This is a genomic window from Dehalococcoidia bacterium, assembly GCA_035528575.1.
In the GTDB taxonomy this organism is placed as follows: Bacteria; Chloroflexota; Dehalococcoidia; order E44-bin15; family E44-bin15; genus DATKYK01.
This window is the reverse complement of the sequence record DATKYK010000032.1, coordinates 70,072-84,345: the sequence shown is the minus strand read 5'-3', so window position 1 is coordinate 84,345 and position 14,274 is coordinate 70,072. Positions and strand designations below refer to the sequence as shown.

At 57.3% G+C, this 14,274-nt stretch carries 12 protein-coding genes; 11 read left to right on the top strand and 1 reads right to left on the bottom strand.

Features of this window, described 5'->3' with window-relative positions; all coding sequences use genetic code 11:
- From VMX96_07895 to ribE, 4 genes are all read left to right on the top strand, one after another.
- On the top strand, positions 1 to 434 hold a 434-nt coding region (locus VMX96_07895; protein ID HUU63818.1), incomplete at its 5' end, for a riboflavin synthase.
- A gap of 81 nt (positions 435 to 515) precedes the next feature.
- Positions 516 to 1,739 (top strand): bifunctional 3,4-dihydroxy-2-butanone-4-phosphate synthase/GTP cyclohydrolase II, encoded by a 1,224-nt coding sequence (locus VMX96_07890; GenBank protein HUU63817.1) that lies wholly within the window; start codon positions 516 to 518, stop codon positions 1,737 to 1,739.
- Between the two features lie 19 nt (positions 1,740 to 1,758).
- A complete protein-coding gene (locus tag VMX96_07885; protein ID HUU63816.1) occupies positions 1,759 to 2,064 on the top strand; it encodes a DUF6506 family protein in 306 nt (101 codons plus the stop codon).
- A 24-nt stretch (positions 2,065 to 2,088) separates the two neighbouring features.
- Positions 2,089 to 2,559: a 6,7-dimethyl-8-ribityllumazine synthase gene (ribE, locus tag VMX96_07880; GenBank protein HUU63815.1), complete on the top strand. Its 471-nt coding sequence runs from the start codon at positions 2,089 to 2,091 to the stop codon at positions 2,557 to 2,559.
- Here ribE and VMX96_07875 read toward each other — a convergent pair.
- Positions 2,549 to 2,800, bottom strand: a complete 252-nt coding sequence (locus VMX96_07875; GenBank protein HUU63814.1) for a translation elongation factor-like protein — start codon at positions 2,798 to 2,800, stop codon at positions 2,549 to 2,551. The genes ribE and VMX96_07875 overlap by 11 nt on opposite strands.
- Positions 2,801 to 3,325: 525 nt before the next feature.
- Between VMX96_07875 and meaB the strand changes: the two genes are divergently transcribed.
- The 7 genes from meaB to rpoB all read left to right on the top strand — a co-directional run bounded on the left by meaB (position 3,326) and on the right by rpoB (position 14,272).
- Entirely contained in the window at positions 3,326 to 4,327 is a 1,002-nt protein-coding gene (gene meaB / locus VMX96_07870) for a methylmalonyl Co-A mutase-associated GTPase MeaB (GenBank protein HUU63813.1), read from the top strand.
- On the top strand, positions 4,218 to 5,699 hold the full coding sequence (locus VMX96_07865) for a CoA-binding protein (protein ID HUU63812.1): 1,482 nt from the start codon (positions 4,218 to 4,220) through the stop codon (positions 5,697 to 5,699). The genes meaB and VMX96_07865 overlap by 110 nt, the downstream gene beginning before the upstream one ends.
- Before the next feature lie 13 nt (positions 5,700 to 5,712).
- A complete protein-coding gene (locus VMX96_07860) occupies positions 5,713 to 6,486 on the top strand; it encodes a DUF166 family protein (protein HUU63811.1) in 774 nt (257 codons plus the stop codon).
- Entirely contained in the window at positions 6,473 to 7,930 is a 1,458-nt protein-coding gene (locus VMX96_07855) for a radical SAM protein (protein HUU63810.1), read from the top strand. Before VMX96_07860 ends, VMX96_07855 begins: the two co-directional genes overlap by 14 nt.
- Before the next feature lie 261 nt (positions 7,931 to 8,191).
- On the top strand, positions 8,192 to 9,595 hold the full coding sequence (locus VMX96_07850; protein HUU63809.1) for an NAD(P)/FAD-dependent oxidoreductase: 1,404 nt from the start codon (positions 8,192 to 8,194) through the stop codon (positions 9,593 to 9,595).
- 4 nt (positions 9,596 to 9,599) lie between these two features.
- On the top strand, positions 9,600 to 10,112 hold the full coding sequence (locus VMX96_07845; GenBank protein HUU63808.1) for a hypothetical protein: 513 nt from the start codon (positions 9,600 to 9,602) through the stop codon (positions 10,110 to 10,112).
- 374 nt (positions 10,113 to 10,486) lie between these two features.
- The gene (gene rpoB, locus VMX96_07840; protein HUU63807.1) at positions 10,487 to 14,272 is read left to right on the top strand and encodes a DNA-directed RNA polymerase subunit beta; all 3,786 of its coding nucleotides are present in this window, start codon (positions 10,487 to 10,489) and stop codon (positions 14,270 to 14,272) included.
- Positions 14,273 to 14,274 lie beyond the last annotated feature (2 nt).

Genomic DNA, 14,274 nt, shown 5'->3' with positions numbered 1-14,274 from the left:
GGCGCACCAACCTGGGGGCGCTTCACTCCGGCGATGGGGTGAACCTGGAGCGCCCCCTGGCGGTGGGCGGACGCTTCGGCGGGCACTTCGTCCAGGGGCATGTCGATGGCGTGGGCCGGGTTCATTCGGTGACCCCGCAGGGGGGGGCGCTCCTCTTGAAATTTGAAGCACGTCCGGAGATAATGAGGTATGTGGTTGAGAAGGGCTTCATCGCGGTGGATGGGGTGAGCCTGACTGTGGTACAATGTAATTCTACCTCGTTCGGTGTCTCGCTGGTAAGATATACGCTGGAGAACACCACCCTCGGTGTGCGGAGGCCCGGGGATACGGTGAATCTGGAGGTGGATATCATCGCCAAGTATGTGGAGCGACTGAGGGAGGGGGACACGGGGATAACGAAGGAGTTTCTGGCCGAGCACGGCTTTCTGGCGTGATAAAGCAGGCAGCAGTTGTTAGCAATAATAAATAAAAGGCAGTGTGTAGAGTTTGCTGACGGTTTAAAAAGGAGATGGTAAATGGGACTCGCAACAATCCCGGAGGCGATCGAGGACATAAAGGCGGGACGGTTCGTAATAATAATCGACGATGAGGCTCGCGAGAATGAAGGCGACCTGGCCATGGCGGCGGAGAAGGTCACCCCGGATGCCATCAACTTCATGGCGAAGCATGGTCGCGGGCTCATCTGTCTGCCCGTACTCGGGGAGCGGCTGGATGAGCTGAGCATCCCCATGATGGTTGGGGAGAATACCTCAAAGCATGAGACCGCCTTTACCGTATCCATAGAGGCGAAACACAGGGTTAGCACCGGCATCTCCGCCCATGATAGGGCGGCAACCATCAAGGCGGTGCTCGACCCGGCGACCAAGCCCGATGACCTGGCTCGCCCCGGCCACACCTTCCCGCTGCGCGCCAGGGAGGGGGGAGTGCTGGTGAGGGTGGGGCATACCGAGGCTATCGTTGACCTGGCAAGACTCGCCGGACTATACCCCGCCGGCGTCATCTGCGAGATCATGAATGAAGACGGCACCATGGCTCGTCTCCCTGAGCTCGAGGCCTTTGCCGCAGAGCACGGGCTTAAAGTGGTGAGCATTGCTGATCTAATCGCCTATCGCCGGCGCCATGAGAGGCTGGTTAGCCGGGTGACCCAGGCAAGTCTGCCCACCAGGTATGGCGATTTTATAGCCATCGCCTATCGCAGTACCATCGACCCCGATGAGCATGTCGCTCTGGTGAAGGGGGATATATCGGGGGAGGAACCGGTGCTGGTTCGGGTGCACAGCGAGTGCCTTACAGGCGATGTCTTCGGCAGTCTGAGGTGCGATTGCGGCGACCAGATCGCCATGGCAATGCGGGCTATCGCCGAAGAGGGGCGGGGGGTATTCCTCTACATGAGGCAGGAGGGGAGGGGGATCGGGCTGCACAATAAGATCGCAGCCTACGCACTCCAGGATGAGGGGATGGACACCGTGGAGGCCAATGAATCGCTGGGCTTCCCAGCCGACCTTCGCGACTACGGCATCGGCGCTCAGATACTGGTGGACCTCGGTCTCAGGGACATCCGCCTTCTTACCAACAATCCGAGGAAGGTGGTGGGTGTCGAGGGCTACGGGCTAAGGGTGGTTGAGACACTGCCGATCATTGTAAGTCCCAACCCCATCAATCTGCGCTACCTGGAGACCAAACAACGGAAGCTGGGACACCTTCTGGAGCTGGAGAAGACCGTGAAGCAGGAGCCCTGATTATAAAAGGAGAGGAAACATGGCAATGAAAATGGCCTTCATGGTTATAGTGCCCGATGCAGACCCCGATAAGCACCGTAGCGTGCTGAGCACGGAGTTTGTGGAACTCGTCATCCAATTTGTGGCCAACATGGACCAGGCTCTCGATAAGGCAGAGCAACTGGTGGGTGAGGGGTGTGGTGTAATCGAGCTCTGCGGCGGCTTTGGTCACAGCATGACCGGCAGGATTGCCGACGCGGTGCGGGGCAGGGCGTCGGTGGGCGCGGTTCGCTTCGATATTCATGCCACCCTAGGCAAGAGCAGCGACGAGGTTTTCTCTGGCTAGGCTTACTTATAAGAGGAGGAGATATTGAATAAGAAATATGAAGGCACGCTTCTCGGCGCGGGCTTGAGGTTCGGGGTTGTTGTATCCCGCTTCAATGAGTTCATCACCGCCAGGCTTCTTAAGGGGGCGGAGGATGCGCTACTGCGCCACGGTGTCAAAGAGAAGGACATCGAGGTCGCCTGGACCCCAGGCTCCTTCGAGATACCGCTCATCGCCAAAAAGATGGCGGAAATGGGAAGCTACTCCGCCGTTATCTGCCTGGGCGCCGTGATAAGGGGTGGCACACCACACTTTGACTATATCGCCACCGAGGTAACCAAGGGGATAGCCCAGGTTGGCTTGCAGACCGGAGTGCCGGTAACCTATGGTGTGGTCACCGCCGACACACTGGAGCAGGCTATCGAGCGAGCGGGGGCAAAGATGGGCAACGCCGGCTTTGAGGCGGCGGAAAGCGCCATTGAGATGGCGAACCTGATTCGGACGATCACTCCGTGACCTTATAGACCTTATCCCCCCGCCTCACCCGGTCAGGTACCTTGATCCCTACGGAATCCCCCGGCCTGGCTTCCTGAACGTCCGCATTGTTTATCTGCATGGACTGGACGATGAGTTCCAGGTCGGAGGTGTGTCCCGCGATGTGAAGCCTGTCCCCAACCTGGAGCGGACCGGTGAGATCGATCCCTGCCACCACCGGTTGGGCAAAGAAGTCGCTGACCCTGCCGATTTCCTCTTCCACAATCTTGCCCTCCTTCCTTTTCAGACTAACATGCCTGTCTTTCGACAGTATACCTGTCTATAAAAGGCAAATCAATATCTTGAAGGCTCTCTGTCATTAGTATAAGGTTTTACCGTGGCTCCCGGCTATAATAGAGGGTCGAAATACTGAAACGAGTTCAGCATAACAATGGATAGGCTGGCCAAGCCTGTTGCCCAACTTGATCGGGCAATCGGCCAGCCTACCCGGCGGATCGAGGCCACGCGGCGGGTATTGGGTCTCAGTGTTGTTCTGTCATGTGACGTGGGGACTGCCACCCCCGATATATCGGGGTCGCGATGACGGCGATTTAGGTATAAGTAGCGGCCAACAGTTCGGTCTCTGGGGACGAAATGACCTCAGGGTCGGTTTATGATGTACCAGTTCAAACAAATAACCATTTACCATCCCCCAAATTCCTTGACACGTAACGGGGGCGGTGTGCTATAGTTTTTTAGCTGGATAAGGAGAGCTCATAGGCTATAATAATTAAAGGGGTTTATAAAATTGCTTGATGTTGAGGAAATGGTCAAGAAGATGATCGGTGGGGACGAGCAGTGCCTGGCACGGCTTATCACCATGATCGAGCGGAATGCCCCCGAGGTGCCCCGGATTATGAGCCAGATAAACTTCAATCTGGGAAAGTCCCACGTCGTGGGCATTACCGGCCCGTCGGGAGGGGGCAAGAGCAGCATCGCCGACAGGTTGACCGCTCTTATACGGGCGGATGGGTACACGGTGGGCTTGATCGCCTGCGACCCTTCCAGTCCATTTTCGGGGGGGGCGGTGCTCGGCGACCGCATCAGGATGCAGCAGCACTACTTGGATAAGGGGGTTTTCATCCGCAGCATGGCTACCAGGGAAGGGAGGGGGGGGCTATCGCCCACCACAAAGGAGGTGCTCAAGCTCATGGATGCCTTCGGCAAGGACTTCATTCTGGTGGAGACGGTGGGCGTGGGGCAGACCGAGCTCGACATCATGGATGCGGCGGACACCGTGGTGGTGGTGCTGGTGCCGGAGGCGGGCGATGCCATTCAGGCGATGAAGGCCGGCATCCTCGAGATCGCCGATATATTCGTGGTCAACAAAGCGGACCGGGAAGGGGCGGATATGGTGGCGGATGACCTGAGGCAGGTACTGCGTCTCAACCCCAAGCATGAGTGGTGGGAGGTACCGGTGCTCACCACCGAGGCGGTAAATAATGTGGGAATCGATAGGCTGTATCAGAAGATCACAAACCACCGAAAGGCGCTTGAGGAGGCGGGGCAGCTTGACATTCGCCGCAAGGCGCAGCGGAGGGCGGAGTTCCTGGAGGTGGTGGAGCGGAGCGTCAGGCAGCGCATCCTGGCGCTCATAAGGAAAAGCGAGCAGCTAACCGCATCACTGGAGAGGGTGGAACATGGCGACATCGACCCTTATTCTGCCACTAATGAACTCCTCGCCAGCAAGGCCCTGCTTCAAACTTGGCGCGACACACTGGAGCGGGAAGGGGAAGAGACTGAAAAATAGGAAAACTATAGATGAGCTGGAGCGAATCTTCCACCCGCGGGGGGTGGCTATCGTAGGGGCTTCCAACAGCGACGGGAACCTGGGACAGTTTTTTCTGAGAGGTTTTATTCAGCAGGGCTTTGACAGGGGCAAGCTTTACGTGGTTCACCCCAGCGAGCAGGAGGTGTGCGGGGTGAAGGCTTACCCCAGGGCGCAGGATATACCGGGGGACGTGGACCTGGCGGTGGTGTTCTCTCCGCGGGAAACGGTGCCCGGTGTGGTACGTGATTGCGCCCTGAAGGGCATCCAGGGGGTGGTGATATGTACCTCGGGTTTCGGGGAGAAGGATAGAGAGGGCAGAAGGCTGGAGCGAGAGTTTGTTGGGATTGCGCGTAAGAATGGTACCAGGCTCATCGGGCCTAACTGCGTTGGCATTTACTGTCCTGCTTCCAACCTGGTTAACTTTGCCGGTGTCTTGCCCAGAGAGAGTGGCACGGTGGGCATGTTCACCCAGAGCGGCTCCCTTTCGGTGATGTTCCCCGTGGCTGCGGCGGCTCAGGGGATCCATTTCAGCAAGGCCATAAGCTTCGGGAACGAGTGTGACCTAAATGAGTCGGACCTGCTGGAGTACTTCGGCCAGGACCCGGAGACCGGCATCATAATAGCCTACCTGGAGGGGGTGGTCGAAGGACCACGCTTCTACCGGCTTGCCAGAGAGGTCTCCAGGAAAAAGCCCATCATGCTGTGGAAGGGCGGGACAAGCGATGTGGGCTCACGCGCCGCCTCCTCCCACACCGGAGCACTCTCGGGTTCGGCTGCGGTGTGGAAGGCTGTCTTCCAGCAAACGGGCATGATAAAGGTGGATAGTGCGGAGGAGATGCTTGACTACCTCCAGGCATTCTACTTTCTTAAACTGCCCGGGGGCAACAGGGTCGCTATAGTTACTGGAATGGGAGGCATGGGGGTGGCCATCGCCGATGCCTGCATTGAATATGGGCTGGAGATCGCCGAGCTTTCCGAGGATACCGGGAAGAGGCTGACGGAGTTTGTCCCTGCCGTGGGCACCTGCACCGATAACCCGGTGGACCTGGGCATGCAGTCCACGTTTAACCGCCAGGTCTATATCGATACCATTGAGGTGCTGGGGAAGGATGACGGGGTGGATATATTGCTCATCACCGCCGGTAGCTGGATGCCCGATTATGTGGAGTTGGTGCTGGCGGCGGTGAGAGAGTCCGGCAAGCCAGCGGTCTTCGTCACCACGCCTGCGCTGAGGACGGTGATGGAGGAGCCGTTGCCCACCAGGGGGATTGCATTTTACCCTGACGGACGCAGGGCAGCTAAGGTGCTGGGCAGGATGGTGGCCTACCAGCGCTTCCGCTCGGGCGAGTGAGGGAGATGATTCATTGCGAATTCTAGCCATTGTGCAGGGCAATTTCGGCACGCGGAAGGTGGAAAATATACGGAGCCATGGTCCATCGGACTGGACAGTCGAGGTCTTCACCCCGCCGCGCGCCCTGCCCCAGATTATAGACGAGCCTGAGGAATTCCTCCCCGAAGAGTTGCCCCGGGCAGACCTGCTACTCTACCTGGGCGAGTCACCCGGCGCGGCACAGCTGGTTCCCGAAATGGCCAGCTTGAGCGGGGCGCGGGCGGTCATCGCCCCCATCGATAATTCGGCGTGGCTGCCCCCGGGGTTGGCAAATCAGCTCCAGCGTGAGCTCGACGCCATGGGCATTGCCAGCGTCTTCCCCAAGCCCTTCTGCACCCTGACACTGGATAGCTACGGCTATCGCCGCAGCTCCAGGAATTATGATAACGAGCTTATTTCATCCTTCGCCCGGCACTTCGGAAAGCCGCAGCTCAAGATAACGGTGAACCCGGAGACCAGGAAGATAGAGGCGGTGGACGTTATCCGGGACGCAGCATGCGGAAGCGCCAGGCATGTGGCTCAGGGGCTGGTGGGGGTCTCCGCGGACGAGGCTGAGTTCGAGGCGGGTATGCTCCACCACCACTATCCCTGCCTGGCCGCCATGGTTCAGGAGCAGATCGATGACCGGCTTTTCGATACCCTGATGCACGTCGCCGGCTTCATCATAAGGGACGAGGTGGGCGAGCAGGTGAAGCCCTTCAAAAAGCCGGTGCCCTATATGACCGCGGAGGGCTATGTGTCCGGATAGGGAGAAAGCGCTGGCTCGTAGGGTGCTCCTGGTTAACCCTAACCGGATGAGGCCGCCGGTAGCGCCCATTGCTCTGGACTATCTCGCCTCATCCCTCGCTGGTAGCGGCTTTGAGGTTGACCTCCTCGATCTCTGTTTTTGCCCAAATACCGAGGATTTCGCTCGAGAGATCGAGGGCTATTTCGCTTCAAAAAGCGCCTTCGCCGTCGCCATCACCCTGCGAAACACCGACGACACCTCCCTTATCACCAGGGATTTCCTTATCCCCAGGCTCAAGGAGATAATCGATTGTATCAGGGCGCACACCTCGGCTCACATAATACTTGGCGGGTCGGGGTTCTCCATCATGCCCGAGGACATTCTCCAGTACTGCGGCCTCGACCTGGGGATCTTGGGGGAGGGGGAATACTCGCTCCCTTTGCTGCTTAGGAATATGGTGGGCGGGGAGGACTACCACGGGGTCCCCGGTCTGGTGTGTCGTGTTACAGAGGGCTTCCATCTCAATGCCCCCAAATACATAGATCTAAAAGGTATGCCCGCCCCGGAAAGAAACGCGGTGGACAACCGCCGTTACTTTTTGGAGGGGGGCATGGGCAGCATCGAGGCCAAGCGGGGCTGCACCGGACGATGTATCTATTGCGCTGACCCTCTGGCCAAGGGGAGGAGGGTGCGTCGGCGATACCCGCGGAGTGTAGTCGATGAGATCGAGGTGCTGCTCCAGATGGGGATTGACCATTTACACTTTTGCGATAGCGAGTTCAATTTACCGCCAGCTCACGCCGGGGAGATATGCCGTGAAATCGTAAACAGGGGGTTAGCCTCCCGGGTGAGATGGTATGCATACTGTAGCCCCGCCCCCTTTAGTGAGGAGCTTGTCACACTGTTCCAGAAGGCGGGGTGCGCCGGCATCGACTTTGGCGTCGATAGCGCAAGTGAGCGGATGCTGCGCACTCTGAAGCGGGACTTCACCGTCGAGGATGTGGCGCGAACCACCCAGCTATGCCACCAACAGGGCATCGTTTTTATGTACGACCTGCTCCTCGGCGGTCCCGGGGAGACCCGCAATTCGCTGAGGGAGACCATTGAGACAATGAAACGGCTATCCCCCTTTAGGGTAGGCGCTAGCCTAGGGGTGCGTATATTCCCTGGAACCAGGCTGGCGGCCATGGTGCGCAGGCAGGGGCCTGTAGAGCAAAACCCCAACCTTCGAGGAGTAAGGGACGAGAAATATTTTGCCCCCGTCTTCTATCTGTCTTCGGCGCTCGGGGAGGATGCCCTGGGGTATCTGGCCGGCCTTGTCGCTGGCGATGAGCGGTTTTTCTTCATGGGGGGTGACGTCGACGACCGGAACTATAACTACAATGAGAACACTCTCCTCACGAACGCCATCCGGGATGGCTATCGAGGGGCCTTCTGGGACATCCTGAGGCGGCTTGGTGGGTGAGGGTTAATGGTAATTGGCAATTAGCAATTAGTGATTGGGGATTGGGGGATGGTTTCACAATACGGGAGTTATAAAGGGGTGTGCCCCAAATAAAACATCACGGGCCGGGCGAGTTGGAAAATATTAGATTGTTAGAGCGACAGGGGTCGTCGCAATGGCAGGGAAAATCGGGTGAACTGCTTCGTGTCATTAATGTGCTGGATGAGCAAGTCCCTTTGACAACCTAATTAAGACTCAGTTAGAATAGGCAAGGAGAGAGAGTTGCCGGATAAATACGATGTGGTTATCGTGGGCGGAGGGCCAGCGGGCCTATTTGCCGCTCTGGAACTCTGTAAAGCATCAGACCTGAGCATCCTGCTCGTGGAGAAGGGCAAGGACATCGATTCTCGCGTCTGCCCCTTTATGGAAAAGGGGATTAGCTGTCCGCCATGTACCCCATGCGACCTGGTCAGTGGACTGGGCGGCGCTGGCGCCTTCAGCGATGGAAAGCTCACCCTCTCCGCTGATGTGGGTGGTAGGCTCGTGGATTACGTCGGGCTGGATAAGACCCGGGAGCTGGTGCAGTACGTCGATAGCAGCTATCTCCAGTTTGGCGGTTCAAACCGGGTATATGGCAGCGGGGATGAGATTGAGGAGCTGGGGCGCAGAGCAACATTGGCAGACCTGCGCCTTATCCCGATGACAGTACGCCACTTGGGCACGGAGCGCTCTCGTTCCGTGCTATGCGCGATGCGCGACTTCCTCTCTAGCAGGGTCGAGGTTAAATTGGGCACCGTGGCGCATACCGTCCTCACTGAGAATGGAACCGTCAAGGGTATAGAGACCAAGGATGGACAGAGGTTCGAGTGCCGCTATCTGCTCATCGCCCCGGGAAGGGAGGGGGCTGATTGGCTGGTCCGCGAGGCCGAGCGTCTGGGGCTCACCCTTCAGATTAACCCCGTCGATGTGGGGGTCAGGGTGGAGGTGCCTGAGGCGGTCCTCAGCGAGTTAACCGACGCCCTGTACGAGTGCAAGCTGGAGTATTATTCCAAAGCCTTCGATGACCGGGTCAGAACCTTCTGCATGTGCCCGGCAGGTGAGGTGACCATGGAGTCCACCGGGGGCAGCGACCCGGTGACCACGGTAAACGGGCATAGCTACGCGGAACGCAAGACAAAAAACACCAACTTTGCCCTCCTGGTGAGCACAACCTTCACCGAGCCCTTCCGCGACCCCATCGCCTATGGTCGTCACCTGGCTCATCTGGCAAACATCCTGAGTGGGGGCGTGATAGTGCAGCGGCTTGGCGACCTTATGGAGGGACGGCGCTCCACCCCGGAGCGCATCGAGAGGGGTATCATACGGCCTACCCTTAGGAGCGCCACTCCAGGCGACCTGAGCTTCGCCCTTCCCTATCGCCACCTGAAGGGCATTATCGAGATGCTGGATGCCATGGACAGGCTTGCACCGGGCGTAGCGTCGCGCCACACCCTGCTCTACGGGATCGAGGTCAAGTTCTATTCATCGCGGCTTGCCCTCAGCCAGAGCCTGGAGAGCGAGATAGCCAATCTATTTGCCGCCGGGGATGGTGCCGGGGTTACCCGCGGCCTGGTCCAGGCATCGGCCTCGGGCGTGGTTGTGGCACGGGAGATAATGAAGCGAGCGGGGATCGCAACCGATTCCTAGCGCCTTGGTAAGGGCTAACTTCATCGGCCCCGACCTCACCAACGGGGAGAAAAAGCAAACCGCCTGCGTGGCGCTTTATGTGGGGCTTCACCTCGATGGGTTCGGTTTTCTCTTGAGCGATGGTCAGATTATCGAGGCGATAGAATGCCACCATCCCTCCATAGTTGCCATCTATGCTCCCCTTAGCCTGCCCAAAGGGCTTTGCCGCCTCGAGGAGAGCTGTCCCGGCCAGCCGCTGTCGCCTTCAAAGGGGAGGGGGTGCGAAAGGGATCTCTCCCGCCACGGCACCCCTTGCTACTATACCATAAAGAGGTCGATTATGAAAAATGTGGTCTATCGGGCGGTCACGCTTAAGGATGAGATAACTACAGGGGGTTGCTGGGTTATCGAGGTCTATCCCTACGCCGCAAAGGTGCAGCTTTTCGGCGGGCATATACCCGGGAAGGAAATGCCGGCGGGCATCGTTTCTCTCAGAGGGCGACTTGCTGCTATCCTGCCTGGAGATGTTCAACCATGACCTTTGCGATGCCCGCCTTGACGCCTGCACCGCTTATCTCTATAGCAGATGGATAGAGAGCATCGGTGCACCATGAGGGGGGTGCAATCATTATCCCTGCTCTTCAGGGGAAAGATTCATGGATGAGATATCAGGATGGATAGCATCGCAAAAATCAGTCAGAGGGCAGCAGACCCGTCACCTGGAAAAAATTATCCATTTACCCCGAAATTATAATTATGTCGAAAAATATATTGACATATTTTTCATATTGTTGTATCATTAACATTTGCCTAATGGATACCTCTATTTCTTATTTATTTCCTCAACATCGTTAACTTCCGTTCATCTATTTCATTTGTGGGTAATTTTATCTCATTTTAAGGAGGCTTTTTGTGACTGTTACCATTCCCCTTTCCTCAAAAGCGGTGCCCCGGAAATCCTATTCCAGGACCTCCCATGTCATAGATATGCCCAATCTAATCCAGATCCAGCTAGATTCCTACCGCAGGTTTTGCGATAAGCAGCCTGACAGGGGAAACCCCGAGGTGAAGGGCGGACTGCAGTCGCTTTTCGATGAGATTTCCCCTATACATGACTTCACCGGCTCCCGATTCGATCTGCGTTTCATCAGCTACGGGTTTGGTAAGGAAAACGAGGCGAATATGCCCTTCTTTGAAGAGGATGATTCTTTCTGGCGCTACATGCGAGATGCCGCTCCCCCGAAACGCTCGGAGGCAGAATGCCGAGAGCGTGATATAACCTACTCTGCCCCCCTGCAGGTCAGGGTGCAACTGGTGATCAAGGATAGCGGGGAGATCAAGGAGCAGGACATATACATGTGCGATTTCCCCTTGATGACGCCAAAGGGAACCTTTGTCATTAACGGGGCAGAGAGGGTGGTGGTAAGCCAGCTTATCCGCTCGCCCGGTGTTTCCTTTACACTGGAGCAGGACGTTACCACCGGTCGCCGGCTTTGCTTTGCCAAGCTTATTCCGGAGCGCGGTGCCTGGCTGGAGTTCGAGACCAGCAACAAGGACGTAATCTCGGTAAAGGTCGATGGGAAACGAAAGATCCCCATTACCACAATGCTACGCGCCATGGGATATAGCAGCGATGAGGACATCCTGGCGCTGTTTAAGGATGTGGATGACGGCGACCTCTTTATCCAGGCAACCATGGAACGGGACCCATTGGTAAGGAGCAGGGAGGAGGCTCTCATTGAGCTTTATCGACGCCTCAGGCCGGGTGACCCACCGTCTTTGGAAAACGCCCGAAGCCTGATCGATAACCTACTCTTCAATTACCGCCGCTACAACCTGGGCAAGGTGGGTCGCTACAAGCTGAACAAGAGGCTCGGGCTTGACCTTCCCCTGAATCAGCAGGTGCTTACCAGGGAGGACATGGTGGAGATTGTACGGCACATAATCATGGTGAGCAAGGGTGTCGATCCCCCCGACGATATAGACCATCTGGGAAACCGGCGTGTGAGGACCGTGGAAGAGTTAGTCCGGAACCAGTTCCGTCTGGGGCTACTTCGCATGGAGCGGGTAATAAGGGAGCGGATGAGCATTATCGACCTCGAATCGGTGACCCCCAGTGCGCTGATCAATGTGCGCCCGGTGGTTGCGGCGATACGGGAGTTCTTCGGGGCCTCCCAGCTATCCCAGTTTATGGATCAAACCAACCCCCTCGCAGAGCTTACCCATAAGCGCCGTATTTCCGCGCTGGGACCCGGGGGGCTGTCGCGGGAGCGCGCTGGCTTCGAGGTGAGGGATGTTCATCATTCCCACTACGGCAGGATCTGCCCAATAGAGACCCCTGAGGGGCCTAATATCGGCCTCATCGGATCGCTGGCCACCTATAGCATCGTCAACGAGTATGGGCTCATCGAGACCCCCTACCGAAGGGTGATCATGGAGCTGGAGAGCAACTCCCCGGATCTAGTGGGGCGGGTGGTGTCGGAGGAGGTTTTTGATGATAAGGGGCATTCCGTGGTTAAGCGAAGCACCAAGGTAACTGCAGAGATCGCAGGGAGGCTTGCTCAGCTCGCTGTTCAGAAAGTGAGGGTGGTGCCCTTTGTCTCCAGTGATGCTGATGATGTTAAATATTTCACTGCGGATGAGGAGGAGAAATACGCTATCGCCCAGGCTAGTGAAATTCTAAATAAGAGCGGTCAGTTCGTCAATGAGAGGATCGAGGTTAGGAAGGGGAGCAGGTTTTATGAAGAGACGCCGGAGCAGGTGAAATACATGGACGTCTCGCCGAAGCAGATCGTGAGCGTTTCCACCAGCCTGATACCCTTCTTGGAGCACGATGATGCCAACCGCGCCCTTATGGGTTCGAACATGCAGCGACAGGCGGTGCCACTGATCTGCCCCAAGTCTCCGATCATTGGTACCGGAATGGAGGCGCAGGCTGCTTGTGGTAGTGGACAGGTGACTATTGCCGAGCACGATGGTGAGGTGACCTCGGTCACCGCAGGGGAGATTGTAATTCGGGGTGAGGATGGAAGGGAGCATAGCTATCCCCTGATAAAATTCACCCGCTCAAATCAGGGCACCTGCGTAAACCAGCACCCCCTGGTAGTAAAAGGGGAGAGGGTAAGTAAGGGCGAGATACTGGCCGATAGCTACTCTACAGATAAAGGTGAGCTCGCCCTGGGGCAGAATGTTCTCTGTGCCTTCATGAGTTGGGAGGGCTATAACTTCGAGGATGCTATAGTCATAAGCGAGAGCCTGGTTCGGGAGGAGAAGTACACCTCGATCCACATCGAGAAGCATGAGATCGATTCCCGGGATACCAAGTTGGGGAAGGAGGAGGTCACCAGGGATATACCCAATGTTGGCGAGGAGAGCCTCAGGAATCTTGATGATGACGGTATTGTGAGGGTCGGCGCCGAGGTGAAGCCTGGGGACATCCTGGTGGGGAAGATCACCCCTAAGGGGGAAACAGAGCTCAGCGCGGAGGAGAAACTGCTGCGCGCCATCTTCGGGGATAAAGCCAGGGATGTAAAGGACTCCTCGCTCAGGGTGCCTCATGGGGAATGGGGTAAGGTTATCGGTGTCAAGGTATTCTCTCGCGAATCTCCAAATGATATGAAGGATCTTCCACCGGGGATCAATAAACTGGTGCGGGTATGGGTGGCGCAGTGGAGGAAGGTATCTGAGGGGGACAAGATGTCGGGGCGACACGGCAACAAGGGGGTGATAGCTCGCATATTGCCCCCGGAGGATATGCCCTTCCTGCCGGATGGGAGGCCGGTAGAGTTTATTCTCAATCCTATCGGTGTCCCCTCGAGGATGAACCTGGGACAGGTGCTAGAGACCCATCTGGGATGGGCGGCACATACCCTGGGGTTCAGGGTGCTCTCTCCGGTATTCGATGGTGCTAGTCCCGAGGCCATTGAGGATGCCCTGGCTCAGGTATGGATTGCCCAGCGCGCCGGGGCGCTTAAGCTCGATCCAGAGGAGGGAAAACCTTTCGACCTGGAGCAGGCAAAGGCATGGGTCGGGCAGCGGGGCTACGATGGCTCGCGGGTATTCAGCGATAAATACCAGGGGGAGGCGAAACGGACCTGCCTAAGGTTGTGGCTGGAGGATATTGGGGTCAGCAGTGAGGGGCTCGGTGACAAGGAGATGATGGAGGAGGCGAAGCGGGCTTCCCGGGAGAAGGGGCTTCCCCTGCCCGCTGGGGGGAAGACAATACTTTACGATGGTCGTACCGGGGAGCCCTTTGATCAGCCGGTGACCGTCGGCTATATTTACATGATGAAGCTAAGCCACCTGGTCGAGGACAAGGCCCACGCCCGCTCCACGGGCTCCTACTCCCTAATTACCCAGCAGCCACTGGGCGGCAAGGCCCAGTTCGGCGGACAACGCTTTGGTGAGATGGAGGTTTGGGCTCTGGAGGCCTATGGTGCCGCTCATGTGCTTCAGGAACTACTGACGGTCAAGTCAGATGATGTGGCAGGACGGGCCAGGACCTACGAGTCCATCATCAAGGGAGATGCTATTTGGGAGACGGGGGTACCCGAATCCTTTAAGGTGTTGGTCAAGGAACTGCAGAGCTTGGGGCTTGCGGTGGAGGTCTTAAATGAGGAGGAGGAGAGCGTCGCCCTGGTCGAGGATTTGGGTGGAGAAATTCCCGGGTGGCAGGTACCGGGATCAGGAAGGAGATAGCA

Coding starts and splice junctions, on each gene's coding strand:
- VMX96_07890 (HUU63817.1), top strand. CDS start 516: ATGGGACTCGCAACAATCCCGGAGGCGATCGAGGACATAAAGGCGGGA.
- VMX96_07885 (HUU63816.1), top strand. CDS start 1,759: ATGGCAATGAAAATGGCCTTCATGGTTATAGTGCCCGATGCAGACCCC.
- VMX96_07865 (HUU63812.1), top strand. CDS start 4,218: ATGGCGACATCGACCCTTATTCTGCCACTAATGAACTCCTCGCCAGCA.
- VMX96_07855 (HUU63810.1), top strand. CDS start 6,473: ATGTGTCCGGATAGGGAGAAAGCGCTGGCTCGTAGGGTGCTCCTGGTT.